Genomic DNA, 18,627 nt, shown 5'->3' with positions numbered 1-18,627 from the left:
GAAGAGGCCGAGGGCGCCGCGCGCCTTGTCCCGCGCCCTGTCTCCATCGGAACCGTCTGGACCTTGATGTTGCGCTTTGGGGAACATACCCGCCGGGCCGGCGCGGTGGTCGCGATCGCCGTGGGCGTTCTGGCGATCATCTCGCTCACCGTGGTGGTGGTGCTGCCGCTGGTGGTGCCGAGCGCCGAATTGCGCCGCACCGCGGTGCAGGCGCTGTCCGGCTCCACCGGCCAGAGGGTCGCGATTCTCGGCGAGCCGTCGCTGCGCCTGTTCCCGTCCCCCCGCGTGGTGCTCGGCAAGGTCTCCTTCCCGCTGCCCGCCGGCCAGTCGCTCGATGCCGAGAACGTGGTGACGCGGCTCGACATCTGGTCGCTGCTCGCCGGCAAGGTGGAGGTGGACGACGTGATCGTCGAGCATCCCACGCTCGTGCTGGCCGGCGACGGCATCGCCCCCGCCCTCGCGGTGGCGCCGGTGCTGGCGGCGGCGGACCGGCCGGAGCTGCGAATCGTCGACGGGACCATCGTCTGGCGTACCGCCGGCGGGCTCACGCGCGAGCTGGTCAGCGGCCTTACCGCCAGCCTCGACCGGGTGAACGACGGGCGTGGCGTCGCCATCGCCGTCGCCTTCGACTGGCGCGAGGACCGCGTTGCCGCCACCGCCCTCGTGGACGACGCGGCCGCCCTCATGAGCGGCACGCCCACGCCGACCCGCCTCATGGTCTCCACCACCGCCGCCCGCGCCCGGTTCCAGGGCCGCGCCGCGCTGGGCGACGCCCCGGTGATGGAGGGCACCGTTTCCGCCGAGGGCGAATCACTGCGCGATCTCATCACCTGGGCCGGGCTTGAGCTGCCGACCGCCGGCGGCTTCGGCCCGTTCGCCCTCGCCTCCCGCCTGTCGCTGGACAATGGCGCGGTCTCGCTCACCGAGGCGGCCGTGGAGCTGGACGGCAATCGCGGCGACGGCGCCTTCCTGTTGCAGGTGGCGCAGGGGCGCCCGGTGCTGCAGGGCACGTTCGCGGCCGACCGGCTGAACCTCACCCCTTACGGCGCCCTGCGCCTGACCACCGACGACGGCCGCGCCTGGGACCGGCGCCGTATCGATCTGTCGTGGCTTTCCGCGCTCGATCTCGACCTGCGGCTGTCCGCCGGCCGGGTGATCGCCGACGAGACCACCCTGTCCACCGTCGCCGCCAGCGCCGTGCTCAGCGCTGGCCGGCTGGTGATCGCGCTCGGCGAGGCCAAGGGCTGGGGCGGCGCGCTGCGCGCCTCGCTCTCCCTCGCCCCCGCCGCGCCCGAGCCCGACGCCCTGCCCGACGACGCGCCCGGCGCCGAGGTGCGGTTCGAGGCGGAGGCCACCGACGTGGACCTCGCCCGCACGCTCGAGGAAATCGCCGGCATGCGCCGCATCGAGGGCGTGGGCAGCCTGCAGGTGGATGTGGCGGGCGCCGGCCACAGCGTGCTCGACATCGCCCGCAACGTGGCGGGCAGCATCTCGCTTTCCGCCGCCAACGGCTACCTCGCCGGCTTCGACGTGGCGCAGGTGCTCCAGCGCGTGGAGCGCCGGCCGCTTTCCGCCGTCACCGACAGCCGCGGCGGGCGCACCGCCTTCGCCGAGATGGCCTGCCGCATCGCCATCGTCGACGGTGTCGGCACGGTGGAGGAGATGCAGCTGCAGGGCCGGCAGGTGCGCCTCAACATGGCCGGCAGCGTCGCCATCGGCGAGCGCACCATCGACCTTTCCGGCAAGGCCGCCCTGCTGCCCTCCGGCAAGGGCACCGGCGGCGTGGAGCTGCCGTTCAGCGTGCACGGGCCGTGGGATGCGCCGGTGGTGATGGCCGATCCCCTCAGCCTGATCGAGCGGTCCGGCGCCGCCTTGCCGCTGCTGGAGGCCGTGAAGGGCCGCACCGGCGGCGCTGCCGCCGAGCCCATCCTCGACGGCGCCCCCCTGCCCGCCGCGCCCCGGCCCGCGCCCGCCAACTGAGGGCGGGGCCGGCCGGCCCGGAAGCCGCATCCCGGAATGCAGTGCCCCGGCACATGCCTTGCGGATCGCTTCAGGCACGACCCTCGCGTGGGATGTCAGCGCCTGATGATCCATCTTGTCATTCGGCGGTGATGCGACGCCCTGCCCGCGCCCGCCGGCCTCGTCCGGCGCTCCGCATCCCGGCCGGGCGATATCCCGCCCCCGCCGCGCGCGCCGTGGCTTCCCGTCCAGCCTGACCTGTGCGCCGCCCGTCTCTCGCCAAGGACGGACCGCCTCCGGCACCGCAGCGCCTGACACGAGCCCCGGCCCACCAGCCACCAGCCTCAGACGCAAAAGCGCCGGCGGCTGGGCCTCCGGCGCTTCGGGTCCTGCGGTACGTATCCGGGAAGCGGCGCGACGCGCGCCGGGTGGCCGCTCAGCTCTTCAGGCTGGCTTCCATGGCGGCGCCGACGCCCTTGAAGGACAAGGGCAGCACGATGGGATGGCGCGAGCCGTCCTCGAACACCAGATCGCCCACGCCCGCGCTCGCCTTGAGGGCGGTGATCTCCGCCGGCTTCAGCTCGGTGGAGGCGACGCAATACTGGCCGCAGCGCTTGAAGGTGAGCACCACGTCGGCGACGCCGGCCACCTTCAGCGTGACATTGCCCGGCAGCCACACGCCGGGGGGCACCAGCGTGATGAGGCGCACCGGCCCGTTCTTCTCGGCCCGCACCGCCACATGGGCGAGGATGCCGTTGCCGTCCTTGGGCTGGAGCGTCTGCACCGCCTCGCACTCGCGCTTCTCGCCCGCGCCCTTGCAGCGCACGGTCCAGTCGTCGTGGGTGGAGACGGTCTCGGTGGCCGGCGCGGGGGCGGTCTGCGCCGCAGCGGGCGCGACGAAGGCCGCCGCGAGCAGCAGGCCGGAAAGCACGGAGCTGCGGAAGGGGACCAGACCGGAAAGCGCCATCTGCTTCGTCCTTTGCAATTCGCCCGCTCGTCCGCGGCTGCCACCGGGCCGGCCCGCGCGCGGCACGCGCCGCAGGCCACAGGGACATATCCGACGCAGGCGGCGGGTGGCAACGGCTTTCACGGCGGTCGCAGCGTCAGCACGCGCGCCGGGTGGGCGCCATCCGCCCGTCCCGGCACGCTGATGGGAAAGCGTCCGGACCGCGCCCGTCGCCCTCTCAGCGGCCGCGCCGGGTGGCAACCGCCGCAAGCACCCGCTCGGGCGAGGCCGGGGCGTCGAGCACCACGGGCCCCTCCCCCGGCAGGCCGGCGATGGCATCGCGGATGGCGAGCCAGACCGAGATGGCCAGCATCAGAGGCGGCTCGCCCACCGCCTTCGAGCGCAGCACCGTCTCCTCGCGGTTGGGCCGGTCCATCAGGTGGACGCGGAAGTCCGGCGGCACGTCGCGCGAGCCGGGGATCTTGTAGGTGGAGGGCCCGCGCGTGGCGAGCCGGCCCGCCGCATCCCAGCGCAATTCCTCGCAGGTGAGCCAGCCCATGCCCTGCACGAACGCGCCTTCCACCTGCCCGAGATCGATGGCCGGGTTCAGCGAGCGCCCGCAATCCTGCACGATCTCCGCCCGCAGCACCCGCACCGCGCCGGTGAGCGTATCCACCGCCACCTCGGCCGCGGCGGCGCCGTAGGTGTAATAATAGAAGGGCCGCCCCTGCGAGGTCGCCATGTCGAAATGGATCTTGGGCGTCTTGTAGAAGCCGGCGGCGGAAAGCTGCACCCGCTGCTGCCACGCCCGCTTCGCCACCTCGCCGAACGGCAGGGTGCGGTTTCCGGCCCCCACCTGCCCGTGCGCAAACACGATCTCCGCCGCGTCCACCCCCAGCTCCGCCGCCGCCACCTTCGCCATGCGCCCGCGGATCTCCCGCGCCGCCACCAGCGCCGCCATGCCGTTGAGGTCGGAGCCGGAGGAGGCGGCGGTGGGCGAGGTGTTGGGCACCTTGGCGGTGCTGGTGGCCGAGACGCGCACATGGTCCAGCGCGATGCCGAACGCATCCGCCACCACCTGCGCCACCTTCACGAACAGGCCCTGCCCCATCTCGGTGCCGCCGTGGTTCAGGTGCACCGAGCCGTCGGTATAGACATGCACCAGCGCGCCGGCCTGGTTCAGCGTCGTCAGGTTGAACGACACGCCGAACTTGATGGGCATGGTGGCGAGGCCCTTGCGGATCACCGGGCTCGCCGCATTGAACGCCTCGATGCCGCGCCGCCATGCCGGAAGGTCCGCCGCCGCATCGAGATGTGCCATGGCCTCGGCGATGATGTTGTCCTCCACCTCCTGGCCGTAGGGGGTCACGTTGCGCGGGGCGTCGCCGTAGTAGTTGGCGGCGCGCACCTCCTCCACCGGCCGGCCGAGATGGCGGGCGATGCCCTCCACCACCGCCTCGATGGCGAGCATGCCCTGCGGCGCGCCGAAGCCGCGGAAGGCGGTGTTGGAGACGGTGTTGGTCTTCACCAGCACGCCGCGATAGCGCGCCGCCGGGATGAAATAGCAATTGTCCGCATGGCACAGCGCGCGCGAGACCACCGCCGGGGAAAGATCGGCCACGTTGCCGCAATCGGCGGCGAACTCCATGTCGAGGCCGGCGATGCGGCCGTCCGCGTCGAAGCCGGCGGTCCAGCGGATGCGGAAGGGGTGGCGCTTGCCGGTGGCCTCCATGTCCACCTCGCGCGGCAGGCGCAGCTTCACCGGCCTGCGGGCATGGTGGGCGAGCAGCGCGGCGACGGCGGCGATGATGGTGGCCTGGCTCTCCTTGCCGCCGAAGGCGCCGCCCATGCGCCGCACCTCCACCGTCACCGCCGCGAACGGCAGGCCCAGCACATGGGCGACGCCGTGCTGCGCCTCCGTGGGGTGCTGGGTGGAGGAGAAGACCTGCATGTCGCGGTCCTCCCCCGGCACGGCGAGGGCGATCTGGCCTTCGAGGTAGAAATGGTCCTGCCCGCCGCAGCGCACCTCTCCCGATGCCCGCAGCGGCGCGGCGGCCAGCGCCGCCTCCATGTCGCCCCGCCCCACCTGCTGGTCCGGGCCGACGCGGGCGCCGGCGGCATAGGCGGCGTCGAGATCGAGCAGCGCTGGCAGCTCCTCGTAGTCGATGCGCACCAGAGCGGCGGCGGCGCGGGCGGCGTCCAGCGTCGGCGCGGCCACCGCCGCCACCGGCTGGCCGACGTATTCCACCACCCCCTCCGCCAGCGCCGGCTCGCCGGTGCGGATGGGGGCGATGTCGTTGATGCCGGGAATGTCGCCGGCCGCCACCGCCACCACGCCGGGCAGCGCGCGGGCGGCGGCAAGGTCGATGGCGCGGATGCGCGCGTGCGGATGCGGGCTCAGCACCAGCGCGGCATGGAGCAGGCCGGGCGGCTCCGGCATGTCGTCGATATAGATGGCACGGCCGCTCACATGGGCGGCCGCGCTCTCGTGCCGGGCCGGGGCATGGACCACGCGCCCTCCGCCGGCGCCGGCATCGGACGCGCTCATAGGGCTTCGAGCTCCAGCGGCAGGTCGGGACGGGTGACCGCGAGGGCGAGCCGCGCCACGAGGTTGGCCGCCGCCTCACGCCGATAGGCGGCGGAGGCACGGTGGTCGCCGATGGGGGCGAAATCGGTGGCGAGCGCCGCCGAGACGACCTCGGCAGACGCCGCGAGCGCACCGCCGGGCAGCGCCTCCAGCGCGCGGGCGCGCTTCGCCCGCTCCGCCATGCCGCCGAACGCCGCCGCCCGCAGCGTCGCCGCGCTGCCCGTGCCCGCCACCCGGAACACGCCGAGCAGGGTGGAGATGTCCTGATCGAACCGGCGCGAGAGCTTCCAGGCATGGAGCGTCTCTCCCGCCACGGGCAGCGGCAGGCGGATGGCGGCGATCACCTCGTCGGGTGCGAGCGCGGTGCGGCGATAGCCGGTGATGAAATCGTCCACCGCCATGCGGCGCGCCCCGGCCGGGCCGGCGATCTCCACCTCGGCGTCGAGCGCGAGCAGCACCGGCAACGTATCCCCCACCGGCGAGGCTGTGGCGAGATTGCCGCCGAAGGTGCCCATGGCCCGGATCTGCCGCGAGCCGATGCGCCGGATGAGCGCGCCGAAGGCGGGATAGGCCGCTTCCACCGCGGCAAGCCCCTCCGCATAAGTGACGGCGGCGCCGAGCACGAGGGCGCCGTCTTCCTGCGCGATGCGCCTCAGCTCCGCGACGCGGCGGGTGGAGATGGCGCGCGCGAAGCCCCGCCGCTTCCTGGCCGGGATGAGGCCGAGATCGGTGGCGCCGGCGAGGATCACCGCTTCCGGATCGGCGGCGCGCAGGCGCACCAGCTCGGCCAGGGTCTGCGGCAGGTGATGCGCCTCCCCCTCCCCCGCCACCTCGAGCGCGCCGGCCGGCGGCTCGGGAACGGGCTCGGCGGCGGGCGCGTCGGCGCACAGGGCGCGGGCGGCATCGACGATGGGGCGATAGCCGGTGCAGCGGCACAGATTCCCCGCCAGCGCCTCGTGGATGTCCGCATCGGTGACCGGCCCGGCGGCGCCCTCCTGCCGCAGCACGAACAGCGACATGACGATGCCCGGCGTGCAGAAGCCGCACTGGGTGCCGTCGCTCTGCGCCAGCACGCGCTGCACCGGGTGGAGATCATCGCCGGCGGCGAGGCCCTCCACCGTCAGCAGCGCCGCGCCGTCGATCTGCGACAGGAGCAGGATGCAGGAATTGGCCGCCTCCCACTTGAGCGTCCCGTCCGGCCCCGGCCGGGCGAGCGCGACGGTGCAGGCGCCGCAATCGCCCTCCGCGCAGCCCTCCTTGGTGCCGGTGAGATGGCGGCGGGTGCGCAGCCAGTCGAGCACCGTCATGGAGGGGGCGGCGGCCGCCTCCTCCACCCGCGCGCCGTTGAGCAGGAAGGCGACGGCCACGCCTCAGCCCCCCGCGCTCTGCGACGAGCGGAAGGCCCAGCCGACCATCCGCCGCTCGAAGGCGGCGAAGACGGCGTACATGGCGATGCCTTCCACCGCGAGCACCACCAGGCCGGCGAACACCAGCGGCATCTGGAAGTTGGAGCCCGCCTGCACCATCAGGTGGCCGACGCCCGCGTTGGCGCCGATGGTCTCGGACACCACCGCGCCCACGAAGGCGAGGGTGATGCCCACCTTCAGCGCCCCGAAAAGGTAGGGCCCCGTGCGCGGGATGCCCACCTTGCGCATGATGTCGAGCTTCGAGGCGCCGAGCGCGCGCAGCACGTCCTCAAGCTCCGGCTCGGTGGTGGCAAGGCCGGTGGCCACGTTCACCACGATGGGGAAGAAGGAGATGAGGAAGGCGGTGAGGATGGCCGGAATCTCGCCGATGCCGAACCACATGATGAGGATGGGCACCACCGCCACCTTCGGCACCGAGTTGAAGCCGATCATCACCGGGTAGAGCCCGCGATAGATGGTGCGCGACCAGCCCACCACGATGCCCAGCGCGATGCCGAACACCACCGCGATGGCAAACCCCGCCATGGTGGTCCACAGGGTGACGAACGAGTTCTTCAACAGCGGCCACCAATACTTTGCCATGGCGGCGAAGATGTCGGTCGGCGCGGGCAGGATGAAGGTGTCGATATGGAACAGGCGGCAGGCCGCCTCCCAGATCACGAACAGGCCGACCGTGAAGGCGATGGGGGCCATGTCTTCCGCGGAGAGTTTCATGTCGCCTCACATCGCTCCTTCTGGTCTTTCGCCCGGCTCACGCGCGCGGTGCGGCCGCCGCGCGGGCGAACAGGTCTGCCACCGGAACCGGCGGGGTGATGCCGAAGACATCCTCCAGCACCCGCTCCAGCTGGTCGGCGCTTTCGATGGGGTGCTCCTCCAGCCGCTCGCCGTCGCGCCCCTCGATGATGTACCGGTCGGCGATGAGCTTGTGCCGCCGGTCGGCCGCGAGGCGCTCCAGGATCAGGATGTGCAGGAACGGGACGTTGGGGCTCGTGGAGGTGTACCAGTTGCCGAGCTCGTAGTCGGCATGGATCTGCGGCACCATGTCGAACACGTACATGGTGCGCCAGCCGGCCGGCTGGCGGGCCGCCAGATGGAACAGCCCGTCGGCCGCGGTGAGGCGGAAGGTGCCCAGCGCCGTGGGCTGCTCGACATCGGCCGCAAACAGCAGCGGCTCATCCACGAGGCAGGCGCCGAAGCCCACGTCCACCAGCCGCGCCGCGCCGTCCGCCTCCACGGCGAGGAGCATGTGCTCGCGCGGGCTGAGCGGACTGTCCGGCGGCGACATCCAGCGCACGCGGCCCGTCAGCCCGGTCACGGCAAAGCCGATCCGCTCCAGCACCGCCTTGAACAGCACGCTGTGCTCGAAGCAGTAGCCGCCGCGCCGGCTGGCGACGAGCTTGGCCTCCAGCGCCGGAAGATCAAGCTTCACCGGGCGCCCGACCAGCGGGTCGAGCCCCTCGAACGGAATGGCGCGCACGTGCCGCGCCTGCAGCTCGGCGAGCGTGGCGAGGTCGGCACGCGGCGTGCCGGTGTAGCCGATGCGGTGGAAATAGGCGGAGAGGGAATGATCGCTCAGGGAATTATCGCTCATGGGGCCCCCTTGCCTCCGGACCGCCGGGAGAGGCCGGCGCAAAGACCGCGCGCTGTCGCCGGCGGTCCTGCCGGCGCGCGGATCCCTGCCGGCGTCCCTGCGGACGGAGCGGGCCCATGAAACGCCGGCCGGGAGCAATCGGCAACAATCCGCCCCGGCGGCAGGGGCCGCCTTGCGGTGAAGCGCGCGGGCGCCGCCACCGTCAGGCCGCCTGCCGCACTTCGGCGATCCTGCTGCGCAGCTCGTGGACCAGCTGGGTGAACTCGGGCCGGTAGCAGACCTCGAGGTCGCGCGGGCGGGGAAACTCCACCCGCCGCGTCTCGACGATCCGGCCGGGGCGCGCGCTCATCACATGGATGGTGTCGGCGAGGAAGCCGGCCTCGCGCAGGTCGTGGGTCACGAGGATCACGGTGAAGCCCAGCTCCTGCCAGAGGTCGCGCAGCACGCACCACAATTCCTCGCGGGTGAAGGCATCGAGCGCGGCGAACGGCTCGTCCAGCATCAGCAGCGCCGGCTGGTGGATGAGCGCGCGGCAGAGGGACGCCCGCTGCTGCATGCCGCCGGACATCTCCCACGGAAAGCGATCGGCGAAGGCGCCGAGCCCCACCACGTTCAAAAGCGCCATGGCCTTGTCCTGGAACGCGGCCCTGTCGCGCGAGAAGCGGCGGCGGTAGGGCTCCACGATCTCCAGCGGCAGCATCACGTTCTGCAGCACGGTGCGCCAGGGGAGCATGTTGGCGTGCTGGAAGGCCATGCCGGCGATCTTCACCGGGCCGGTCACCTGCTGCCCGTCCACGCTCACCGTGCCGGAGGTGGGGCGGATGAGGCCCGTCACCAGCTTCATCAGGGTGGACTTGCCGCAGCCGGAGGGGCCCACCACGGCGGCGAACTCGCCCTTGCGCACGTGCAGCGTGGTGCCGGCCAGCGCCGGCACCGGGCCGGTGCGGCCGGGATAGGTCAGGGTCACGTCGTCGAGGACGATCACGGTCCGGGCCTTTCGTCTGTCGCGGGCGGGACTGATCCCGGCCGCGGCGCGCCTCAGCGCGCGAGGATCTGGGCGAGCGGCGGAATGGTCTTGATGCCCGGCAGCGCGGCAAGCCGCTCCACCCAGGCGGCGACGGCGGGCCAGCGGGAAAGGTCGAAGCCCGCCTCCTCCGCCCGGTGGGTGTAGGCGAACAGCGCGAGGTCGGCGATGGTCGGCCCCTCCCCTGCCAGCCACGGCGCGGCGGCAAGATGCGCTTCCATCACGTCGAGGGCGGCCGCGCCCCGGGTGGCGCATTCGGCGAGGCGCGCGGCGTGCAGGTGCCCCTCGCGCTTCCACGCGATCAGGAAGCGCGCCACCGCGATGGCCGGCTCGTGGCTGTACTGCTCGAAGAACAGCCACTCGTGCACCCGGGTGCGCGCAAGGCCGGGCGGGGGCAGCCACGGCGTGCCCTCGGCGAAATGCAGCAGGATGGCGTTGCTCTCGCGCAGCGCCGTCCCGTCGTCGAGCACCACCACCGGCACCTTGCCGATGGGGTTGAGGGCGAGGAATTCCGGCGTGCGGGTGCCCCCCGCCAGCCCGTCCACCTCCACCCACTCGAAGGCGTGGCCGGTGAGGTCGAGGATCTGCGCCGCCTTCCAGCAATTGCCGGAGCCGTACATGCCGAGAAGCCGCATCGCGTTCTCCCTCGCCGGCGCTGGCCGCGCTCACATCTTGCGGTCGGCCGCCGGGGGCAGGAACTCGCTGGTGAAGATGTCGGCGGCGGTGGGCTTGGCCTTGAAGTCGTAGGTGATGCCCACCTGGTCGATGGACTTGGCGAGCCGCGCCGGGTCCACGTCGCCGATGCCGTTGGCCTTCACCCAATCGGTGACGATGTTGTCGCGCAGCGCCATCTCCAGGCGGGCGAGCTCGATGGCCTCGTCGGCGGTCTCGTTGCGCTTCATCACCGACTGGATGGCCGCCTTCGGGTCCCTGGCGGTGTCGATGAGGCCCTTGATGGTGGCCTTCACGAAGCCCTTCACCACCTCCGGATGGGCCTTGGCATAGTCCGGATTGACCATGATGGCGTTGCCGTAGAGCACGAGGCCGTACTTGGACATGAGCATCACCACGATGTCGTCCGCCGGCACGCCCTTCTGGCGCAGGTTGAAATAGGAGGAGAAGGAGAAGCCGGTGATGGCGTCCACCTGCCCGGCGGCGAGCATGGGCTCGCGCACGGGGAAGCCCACGTTCTCGATCTTCACCTTGTCGGCGTCGATGCCGTTCTCCTTCACGAACGCCTTCCACTGGGCGAAGGCGCCGTCGGGCGCGGGCGCGCCGAGCGTCTTGCCTTCGAGGTCCCTCGGCTTGGCGATGCCGGTCTTCTTCAGGGTGACGATGGAGAAGGGCGGCTCGTCATAGACCATGAGCACCGCCTTCACCGGCTTGTCCGGGTTCTGGTCGCGGAACTTCATGAGCGAGTTGATGTCGAAGAAGCCGAGCGGATACGTCCCCGCCGCCACCCGCGCGATGCCGGCCACCGAGCCGGGGCCGCTGTCGATGGTGACGTTCAGCCCCTCCTGCTTGTAGTAGCCCTTGTCGAGCGCGACGAAATACGGGGCGGACGGGCCCTCGAACTTCCAGTCGAGCGCGAACTTCACGTCCGTCTCCGCGGCGGCCGGCGCCACCGCGAGGGCGGCCAGCGCGGCGGCGAAGAGATAACGCATCGGCTTCATGGCAAACGCCTCCCTGAGCGCGGGCTGCCGCGCTTTCGCGCGTTTTTCTGCAACGGCCGTGCCATGCCGAACTGCGCGAAGGTGCGTCAGTGCCTGCGCAGTAGGCGCAGCGTGACCGCCGACAGTATAGGCATCTGCCCAAATCTTGTGCGAGCGATGCGCACCCGCGGCGCTGGACAAGCGGACGCCGCTGCGTCATCGCGGAAGCGAACGGAGGGTTGGGCGTGAGCGGACGACGGCGCGTGCTCTTGGCCTGGGAGCAGGGTCGCGGCTTCGGCCATACCACCCAGCTGGCGCAGCTGGGACGGCGGCTGCGCGCCGCCGGGGCGGAGGTGGCGGCGGCGGTCCGCTTCACCGAGCTGTCGCGGCCGCTGGTGGAGGCCGGCATCCGGCTGATCCAGGCCCCCGTCTGGCCCGATCCCGCGCCGCGCCCCGGCGACGCCCTGGCCGCCTCCGCCACCCTCACCGATACCCTTGCCCGCCTCGGGCTGCGCGACCCGGACGGCGTCGCCACCGTGCTCCGGGGCTGGCGCGCCATCCTCGATGCCGAGCGGCCGGACCTGATGGTCTGCGACTACTCCCCGCTCGCGGCGGTGGCGGCGCGCGGGCGCTGCCGCATCATGCAGGCGGGCACCGCCTATTGCCTGCCGCCTTCCCACCTCCCGGAAATGCCGCTGCAGCACGATTTCGCCCCGCCCCGGCACACTGACGCCGAGGTGATGGGCGCCCTCAACATCGCCCTCGCCGGGGAGGGCATGGCCCCGCTGGAGCGCATCGGCGCGCTGTTCGCCGGCGACGACGTGTTCGTGCGCACCTTTCCGCTCATCGATCCGTATGCCGACCTGCGCACGCGCGACGCGGAGGGCCCGGTGCTCGCCGCCCCCATCGGCCCGGCGCGGGAGGATGCCCGCACCGTCTTCGCCTATCTGCATCCGGAAGTGGCGGGCCGCGCGGACGTGCTGGCGGCGCTGGTGGCGCTGGGGCCGGCGCTGGAGATCCACGTGCCGCGCGCCGGCTCGCTCATCACCGGCCCGCTGGCGACGGCGCGCGCGCGGGTGCACGAGCGCCCGGTCGCCATCGGCGCGGCGCTGGCCGGGAGCCGTCTGGTGCTGCACCAGGGCAGCGCCGGCATCGCCTCCGAGGCGCTGCTCGCCGGCGTGCCGCAATTCACCCTCAGCCTGCATGTGGAGCATTATCTGAACGCCGAGGCGCTGGCCGCGGCCGGCGTGAGCCGCCATGTGCCGCTGTTCGACCCCGCCGCGCGCCTCGCCGGCGAGAGCCTGCGCGCCATGTATGCCGACGAAGACGCGCTGATGCTGGCGCGGGCGGCCGGCGAGATGCACCGCGCCCTGATGACGCCCGACCCGCTGGAGGTGCTCACCGCCCGCACGCTGGCGCTGCTGTAGCGCATTCGGGGTGGCGCGGACGCCGGCGCGCGGAAACCCGGCTCGGGTGCAGATCCGGCTTGGGTGGAGACCGTGCAGCGCGGCCGGCTTCCGTGGCCGGAACGCAGGCGGAGGAACCTGCGGCGAGACGGGCGCGGCAGACGCGGACCGCCACGGAACATCGCGCCGGGACATTGCAGCGGGTCCGGCCCCCGGCCCGTGCGCAGGCATCGGCCCCCCGATCACGGGCGTGCCGAGCGCTCCGGCGCGCTCATGCCTGTGCCGGCGGACCTGCTCCCGCGGAGCGGGAAGCATCTCGCCGGGGGCGGGATGCGCTTAGCCGGGCTCATGCCCGAAGGGTGGCGGGCGCGGCGCCGGCCGGAGCACCGGAACGCGGCCCCCGACACAGCGCCCGCCCGCGCGGCTGGATCGGTTCCGCCGCGCGCCGTGTGCGGCAACGATGCAGCGCCGGGCCACGAGACATCAGCCCCGCGACACGGCGCCGCCGGCCGGCTCAGTAGCCGATGGGCCCGCCGCCCGTGCCACCGCCGGGAATGCCGCCACCGGGAAAGCCGGGGAAGCCCGGAAAACCGGGCAGGCCCGGCAGGTTCGGGAAGCCGCCGCCCCCGCCGCCATAGCCGCCGGGAGACCCCGGGAAGCCCGGCAGGCCGGGGAAATTCGGGAAGTTGGGGATGCCGCCGGAGCCATAGCCATAGGGCTGCGGAATGGGCAGCACCACGTTGCCCTGGTTCTGCTGCGCCGCCTGCTGGGCGATCTCGTTGGCCTCGCCTTCCATCCGCGTGTTCACATAGCGGCAGGCGGCGGCGGCGAGATCCATGGTGGTCTGGCCCTGCGCCGGCACCGAGCAGGGGTGCGCCGCGCCGCGGTCGAGGCCGGTGACGTCGGGCGTCGGGTCCGGCCGGCCGCCGTTCTGGCCGGTGCGGCTGCGGGTCTGGGCGATGATGGCGTCGATCACGCCCTGCGGCACGCGCGTGGGGCCGGCGATGCCGCCGCGGCCCACCGTGACCATGAAGCCCGGCCGGCGCACCACCACCGTCTCGCCCGAGGGGCCGACGATGGTGAGGATGCCGAACTGCAGGATGGCCTGCGTCTCGCCGTCACGATGGGTGATGGCCGCGACGCCGCCGCGGATGCCGATGGTGGCGACGGGGGTCTTCACCTCCGCGCCGTCGGTGTGGCTGGCATTGCCGCCCACGAAGCGCACCGCGCCCTTGGTGAGCGAGATCGCCATGGACCCCTTCTTGGCGTTGGGATCGTAGACGAACTCGTCGATCAGCAGGTTGGAGTTGGGGCCGATGTTGAGCGTGGTCTTGTCCACGAACATCACCTGCACGCTGCCGGAGGCGCTGGTCTCGATGCGTTCGCGGTGGATGATGCTGGAGCCCAGCTCCAGCACGCGGGCGCCGCCCACGGAACGGGGATTGACGGCAGCGGCGGTGCCCACCTGCTGCTGGGCGCCGGCGGGCGCGGTGGCGGCGATGAGGGCGACGGCGGCGACCGAGGCGAGCAGGAAGGCGACGCGCCGGGCGGGGGTGCGGATCTGCATGGCGGCGCTCCTCAGAACCGGACGTTCGGGCCGACGGAGACGCTGAAATTGTCGAACGCATAGTTCGGCAGCGTCGAGTTCGACCAGCTGTACTGGATCTGCGTCAAGAGCCCCCATTGCTCGTGGATCGGCACGTCGAGGGCGAGGCCGACCCGGTACTGGTTGTCGGTCTCGGTGATGAAGCGGGTGATGAAGGGGTTCGGCGCGTCATAGGCATAGCGCGAGTAGCCGATGGTCGGGATCGCCATCCAGCGCTTCACGCCCCACAGGCCCTGGAACTCGATGGGCAGGGCGAGGTCCACTGACCAGTTGGTGTAGGAATACCAGGGCAGCTCGCCGCTGGCATCGTTGTAGGCGAAGCGCGCGCGCCAGCCCCAGTCGTCCGTGACCCGGCCGGAGAAATTGGCGCCGGCGGTCCACATGGTGCCGCTCTGGAAGCCGGCGGTGGGGTAGTCGGCGGAGCTCTGGTAGTCGCGCTGGCGCAGCTCCAGGAAGGGCTCCACCGCGAAATAGATGCTGAAGGGCGCGTAGAGCGAGACGCCGGCGCCGTAGGTGCCCACGTAGCCGTCGCCGCCCAGCGTCACGCCGCCGGCGATGCCATAGGCGCGGATGGAGGAGCCGGGCAGCGCATCCGGCAGCAAAGCGAAGCGCGGGCCGGTGTTGAACTCGGCATAGCCGAGGCTCAGCTGGTCCAGCTGGAACTGCTGCGAGTAATACAGGTTGAGGTTGCTCTCCCACACGTCGCCGCGCTGGTTGCCGAAGTCGTAGACGTGGCGGATGGTGGCGAGGGCGAAGGCGTTGCCGTCCGCCTGCGCGGCCGCGCCGGGCGGCAGCAGGGCGCTGACGTCCTGGCCGAGGACCAGGCGGCTGGAGGGGCCGTAATTGGCGTTGGACTGGTAGCGCACGCCCACCTGGGCATAGACGCTCCACTGGTTGGTCTCGAGCCGGCGGTCGATCTCCACCAGATAGGCGGCCACATTGTCCCGCTCGGCCTGCGACAGCGCCGGCGACTGGGAGATGGGCTGGAAATAGGACCGCGCGGATTCATACGCCCCGAGCCGGTAGTAGAGCCGCGCCAGCTCCAGCTTCACCCGCACCAGATTGGGGTTGTAGAACAGGATGCGCTCGTAGACGCCGATGGCGGCCTCGTAGTCGCCCACCTCGATGGCGCGACGGGCGAGGCGGAAGGCAAGCTCCACATCCGCCGGGCGCTTCATGGATTGATGGAACAGGGCGTTGAACTCGGGGTCGGCATCCGCCACCGCGGTCTGCTGCGCCGCCGTCGCCGCTCCCGCGCCAAAGCCGACCGCCGCCGCGACCAGCAGCGCCGCGCCCGCGCGCAGAACCGCCCGGTGCAACCGGTGGCCAGACGCACCTGTCCTGTTTCCGCAACTGTCTTGCATTACCAGCATGCCCGATCTTTCCGGCCGTTGCTGGCAAGGCCCCGCCCCTTGCCCTTAACTGCTCCTTAACATCTCGCGCTGCGAAAGGGGATTCGCCGGCCACCGGAATCTCACCGGATGCTGAACGTTTCCTGACCCTGCCGGCTTTTTTGCCACAACCGCACATGCCCCTCCCTACCGCGGTGCCTCCCCCGCGATCGGGGCGGCGCATATCGAGTTTGCGCGTTCGCAATGAACTTGGACTTTTAACCATTCGTTCTTTGCTTAAATTGACATCAACGCCGAAGCGAACTTCCCGGCGCGGAGGACAAGACCATGCACAGCAGCGGACTTCACCACATCACCGCCATCGCCGGCCCGGCCCGCCGGAACCTTGAGTTCTACACCCGCACCCTCGGCCTCAGGCTGGTGAAGAAGACCGTCAACTTCGACGATCCCGGCACCTATCACTTCTATTTCGGCGATGCCGCCGGCAGCCCCGGCTCCATCATCACCTTCTTTCCCTGGGAGCATGCCGCCGAAGGCCGCGCCGGGGTCGGCGAGACCCAGGAGACCGCGTTCCGCATCCCCGAATCCGCCATCGGCTACTGGACCAGCCGCCTGATCTCGCGCGGCCTCACCCCGGACCTGCCGGAGAAGCGCTTCGGCGCTACCGTCCTCGCCTTCAAGGACCCGGACGGCATGCGCCTCGCCCTCGTCGGCGTGCCGGGCATCGAGGCCGAGCCCGCCTGGGCCGGCGGCGAGGTGCCGGAGGACGCGGCCATCCGCGGCGTGCATTCGGTCACGCTGCTCTTGAAGGAGGCCGGCGCCACCGCCGCCATCCTCACCGACGTGTTCGGCTTCGAGGAGACCGGCCGCGAGGGCACCCGCCTGCGCTTCACCGCGCCGGGCACGGCCGTGGGCGGCATCGTGGACATCCGCGAGGCCGGCGGCTTCCTGCCCGGGCGGCAGGGGCGCGGCAGCGTCCACCACATCGCCTTCCGCGCTGCCGATGACGCGGCGCAGGCGCAGATGGTGGAGAAGCTGACGGCGCGCCACGGCCGCCACGTCACCGAACAGCGCGACCGCAACTACTTCCGGTCCGTCTACTTCCGCGAGCCGGGCGGCGTGCTGTTCGAGATCGCCACCGACGAGCCCGGCTTCGCGGTGGACGAGGCGCCCGAAAGCCTCGGCACCGCGCTGAAGCTGCCGGCGCAGTACGAGGCCCATCGCACCGAGATCGAGGCGGTTCTCCCCGCCGTCGCCTGAACCGGCACCCGGCCGCGCCGCCCCGAGCGCGGCCGGGGCATCCCCCACAGGAGGCTTTCATGGCCCACACGCTTGCGGGCGCCGATGGCGCGCCCGACTTCATCCATCGCTTCGTCCCCGGCACCGATGCCGGCGCCGCCCCGCTGCTGCTGCTGCACGGCACAGGCGGCGACGAGGAGGACCTCATCCCCCTCGGCCACGCGGTCGCCCCCGGCGCGGCCCTGCTCTCGCCCCGCGGCAAGGTGAGCGAGGGCGGCATGCCGCGCTTCTTCCGCCGCCTATCGGAAGGCGTGTTCGACGAGGAGGACGTGGTGCGCCGCGCCCGCGAGCTGGCGGATTTCATCGCCGCCGCCCGCACGCGCTACGGCATCGCGGCGCCGGTGGCGTTCGGCTTCTCCAACGGCGCCAACATCGCCGCCGCGCTCTTGATGCTGCGGCCGGAGGCGCTCTCCGGCGCGGTGCTGCTGCGGGCCATGGTGCCGCTCTCGGCGCCGCCGGCCGGCAACCTTCCGGGCACGCCGGTGCTGATGCTCTCCGGCGCCATGGACCCCATCGCGCCGCGCGCCAACTCGGCGAGCCTTGCCGCCCAGCTCACCGCGCGCGGCGCGCAGGTGGAGCACAAGGTGCTGCCCGCCGGGCACGGGCTGATGCAGGCCGACATCGCCGCCGCGCGGGACTTCCTCGCCGCCGCCGGCCGGCGGGAAGCCGCCTGACGCGGCTCAGCGCAGGGGGGCGCCGGCGTCCGCTCGTGGCGACGGCGCCGCCTTCGGCTTCGCCGAGGAGCCCCCGGCGGCCGCGACGCCGCTGACGATGGCCGGCGCGATCAGCTCGGCGAGGCAGGCATAGCCCTTGTCGCCCTGGTGGAAGCTGTCCCAGGCGAGGCTCGCCTTGAAACCCTGCGGATCCTGCGCCGCCCACTGCTTCATCATGCGGTAGCGCTGCATGACGGAGGCGCCGCGCGCCGCCGCCGCGCCATCCACCGCAGCCACGAACGCCTCGTAGCGCTCGGCATTGCCGATGCCGGGGAAATACTGCTGGTCGATCACCAGCGCCGCCGCGCCCGTGGCCTTGATGGCGTCGAGCCCGGTCGTCACCAGCTGGCGCAGGCTGGCCGGATCGCCGCCGAAGATCACGTCGTTGGTGCCCACCTGCCAGATCACGAGGTCCGGCGCCGGCGGGTTGGCCATGAAGGACTGCAGGCGGCGCAGCGTGCCGGGCCCGGTCTCGCCGGAGACGCCCGCATTCGTGATCTCCACCCGGCCCGGGCCAAAAGCCGTCTCGAGCCGGCGCGCGAGCTGGCTCGGATAGTTGGCATCCGCGCTGGAGGCACCGGCGCCAGCCGTCGAGGACGAGCCGATGGCCAGAATTCGCAGCGGCGCGCCCTCCCGCAGCGCCTTGGCGCCCTTGGTGAGCACCAGCGGCGAGGGACGCCCGCTGGCCGGGCAGGCCATAGCGCCAGGCATGCCGGCGAGAAGAAGGCTGGCGGCGAGCGCGCAGCTCAGAAGGCCGCGGCGGAGGGAGGGGCGCGCAGATCGGATGCGGACGGTCATGGACATGGCAGCACGGGCTGGAAGGCGGGACGGGGCGCACACTCGCCGCCCCGCCTGCCGAATGCAAGCGACGATCACGCAGGGGAGCCCCTGCCCCAGCCGCAGACCCGCCGCCCGCTCCCCGCGCATGACGCGCCGCGCACCCGAACGGACGCGCACACGAACGGGCCGGAGCCGCACGTTGTCCCATCTGAACCGGGCTGCCGGCCGGCCCGTGCGAGATCACGGCGCCAGTGTCCCCGGCCATCGCCGGCACGCCATGCGAGG

The 18,627-nt window shown here is 72.3% G+C and carries 15 protein-coding genes; 4 read left to right on the top strand and 11 right to left on the bottom strand.

Features of this window, described 5'->3' with window-relative positions; translation table 11 throughout:
- The first annotated feature begins 105 nt into the window (after nt 1-105).
- On the top strand, nt 106-1,980 hold the full coding sequence (locus tag V5F49_RS20105; protein ID WP_394115049.1) for an AsmA family protein: 1,875 nt from the start codon (nt 106-108) through the stop codon (nt 1,978-1,980).
- A gap of 415 nt (nt 1,981-2,395) precedes the next feature.
- On the opposite strand, the gene V5F49_RS20100 is transcribed toward V5F49_RS20105, so the two are convergent.
- The 8 genes from V5F49_RS20100 to V5F49_RS20065 form a co-directional block, all read right to left on the bottom strand.
- Nucleotides 2,396-2,926, bottom strand: a complete 531-nt coding sequence (locus V5F49_RS20100; RefSeq protein WP_394115048.1) for an invasion associated locus B family protein — start codon at nt 2,924-2,926, stop codon at nt 2,396-2,398.
- A gap of 217 nt (nt 2,927-3,143) precedes the next feature.
- Nucleotides 3,144-5,453, bottom strand: a complete 2,310-nt coding sequence (xdhB, locus tag V5F49_RS20095) for a xanthine dehydrogenase molybdopterin binding subunit (RefSeq protein ID WP_394115047.1) — start codon at nt 5,451-5,453, stop codon at nt 3,144-3,146.
- A complete protein-coding gene (locus V5F49_RS20090; RefSeq protein WP_394115046.1) occupies nt 5,450-6,859 on the bottom strand; it encodes a xanthine dehydrogenase small subunit in 1,410 nt (469 codons plus the stop codon). The genes xdhB and V5F49_RS20090 overlap by 4 nt, the downstream gene beginning before the upstream one ends.
- Before the next feature lie 3 nt (nt 6,860-6,862).
- Nucleotides 6,863-7,633 (bottom strand): ABC transporter permease, encoded by a 771-nt coding sequence (locus V5F49_RS20085; protein WP_394115045.1) that lies wholly within the window; start codon nt 7,631-7,633, stop codon nt 6,863-6,865.
- 37 nt (nt 7,634-7,670) lie between these two features.
- Nucleotides 7,671-8,510 carry an arylamine N-acetyltransferase family protein gene (locus tag V5F49_RS20080; RefSeq protein ID WP_394115044.1) on the bottom strand — a complete coding sequence of 280 codons (840 nt, stop codon included), beginning with the start codon at nt 8,508-8,510 and terminating at the stop codon, nt 7,671-7,673.
- Nucleotides 8,511-8,712: 202 nt separating this feature from the next.
- On the bottom strand, nt 8,713-9,495 hold the full coding sequence (locus V5F49_RS20075; RefSeq protein WP_394115043.1) for an ABC transporter ATP-binding protein: 783 nt from the start codon (nt 9,493-9,495) through the stop codon (nt 8,713-8,715).
- Nucleotides 9,496-9,548: 53 nt separating this feature from the next.
- A complete protein-coding gene (locus V5F49_RS20070; RefSeq protein WP_394115042.1) occupies nt 9,549-10,169 on the bottom strand; it encodes a glutathione S-transferase family protein in 621 nt (206 codons plus the stop codon).
- A 30-nt stretch (nt 10,170-10,199) separates the two neighbouring features.
- Nucleotides 10,200-11,207: an ABC transporter substrate-binding protein gene (locus V5F49_RS20065; RefSeq protein WP_394115041.1), complete on the bottom strand. Its 1,008-nt coding sequence runs from the start codon at nt 11,205-11,207 to the stop codon at nt 10,200-10,202.
- A gap of 224 nt (nt 11,208-11,431) precedes the next feature.
- Between V5F49_RS20065 and V5F49_RS20060 the strand changes: the two genes are divergently transcribed.
- On the top strand, nt 11,432-12,613 hold the full coding sequence (locus V5F49_RS20060) for a hypothetical protein (protein ID WP_394115040.1): 1,182 nt from the start codon (nt 11,432-11,434) through the stop codon (nt 12,611-12,613).
- A gap of 493 nt (nt 12,614-13,106) precedes the next feature.
- Here the strand turns inward: V5F49_RS20060 and V5F49_RS20055 are convergent, their stop codons facing one another.
- Together V5F49_RS20055 and V5F49_RS20050 are read right to left on the bottom strand one after the other, a co-directional pair.
- On the bottom strand, nt 13,107-14,159 hold the full coding sequence (locus V5F49_RS20055) for a FecR family protein (protein ID WP_394115039.1): 1,053 nt from the start codon (nt 14,157-14,159) through the stop codon (nt 13,107-13,109).
- Nucleotides 14,160-14,170: 11 nt separating this feature from the next.
- A complete protein-coding gene (locus V5F49_RS20050; RefSeq protein WP_394115038.1) occupies nt 14,171-15,517 on the bottom strand; it encodes a tetratricopeptide repeat protein in 1,347 nt (448 codons plus the stop codon).
- Nucleotides 15,518-15,877: 360 nt separating this feature from the next.
- Between V5F49_RS20050 and V5F49_RS20045 the strand changes: the two genes are divergently transcribed.
- Together V5F49_RS20045 and V5F49_RS20040 are read left to right on the top strand one after the other, a co-directional pair.
- Nucleotides 15,878-16,810, top strand: coding sequence for a ring-cleaving dioxygenase (locus V5F49_RS20045; protein WP_394115037.1), 933 nt, complete (start codon nt 15,878-15,880; stop codon nt 16,808-16,810).
- Nucleotides 16,811-16,869: 59 nt separating this feature from the next.
- Complete coding sequence (locus V5F49_RS20040; RefSeq protein WP_394115036.1) at nt 16,870-17,523, top strand: alpha/beta hydrolase; 654 nt, start codon at nt 16,870-16,872, stop codon at nt 17,521-17,523.
- Nucleotides 17,524-17,529: 6 nt separating this feature from the next.
- Here the strand turns inward: V5F49_RS20040 and V5F49_RS20035 are convergent, their stop codons facing one another.
- Nucleotides 17,530-18,366: an SGNH/GDSL hydrolase family protein gene (locus V5F49_RS20035; protein ID WP_394115035.1), complete on the bottom strand. Its 837-nt coding sequence runs from the start codon at nt 18,364-18,366 to the stop codon at nt 17,530-17,532.
- Nucleotides 18,367-18,627 lie beyond the last annotated feature (261 nt).

Source organism: Xanthobacter lutulentifluminis (assembly GCF_043194675.2).
GTDB lineage: Bacteria > Pseudomonadota > Alphaproteobacteria > Rhizobiales > Xanthobacteraceae > Xanthobacter.
This window is presented reverse-complemented; position numbering and strand designations above follow the sequence as displayed.

Excerpts from the sequence above, each read along its gene's own strand:
- V5F49_RS20080 (WP_394115044.1), bottom strand. The coding sequence starts at position 8,510 with ATGAGCGATAATTCCCTGAGCGATCATTCCCTCTCCGCCTATTTCCAC.
- V5F49_RS20040 (WP_394115036.1), top strand. The coding sequence starts at position 16,870 with ATGGCCCACACGCTTGCGGGCGCCGATGGCGCGCCCGACTTCATCCAT.
- xdhB (WP_394115047.1), bottom strand. The coding sequence starts at position 5,453 with ATGAGCGCGTCCGATGCCGGCGCCGGCGGAGGGCGCGTGGTCCATGCC.
- V5F49_RS20100 (WP_394115048.1), bottom strand. The coding sequence starts at position 2,926 with ATGGCGCTTTCCGGTCTGGTCCCCTTCCGCAGCTCCGTGCTTTCCGGC.
- V5F49_RS20085 (WP_394115045.1), bottom strand. The coding sequence starts at position 7,633 with ATGAAACTCTCCGCGGAAGACATGGCCCCCATCGCCTTCACGGTCGGC.
- V5F49_RS20045 (WP_394115037.1), top strand. The coding sequence starts at position 15,878 with ATGCACAGCAGCGGACTTCACCACATCACCGCCATCGCCGGCCCGGCC.
- V5F49_RS20065 (WP_394115041.1), bottom strand. The coding sequence starts at position 11,207 with ATGAAGCCGATGCGTTATCTCTTCGCCGCCGCGCTGGCCGCCCTCGCG.
- V5F49_RS20035 (WP_394115035.1), bottom strand. The coding sequence starts at position 18,366 with ATGTCCATGACCGTCCGCATCCGATCTGCGCGCCCCTCCCTCCGCCGC.
- V5F49_RS20055 (WP_394115039.1), bottom strand. The coding sequence starts at position 14,159 with ATGCAGATCCGCACCCCCGCCCGGCGCGTCGCCTTCCTGCTCGCCTCG.
- V5F49_RS20070 (WP_394115042.1), bottom strand. The coding sequence starts at position 10,169 with ATGCGGCTTCTCGGCATGTACGGCTCCGGCAATTGCTGGAAGGCGGCG.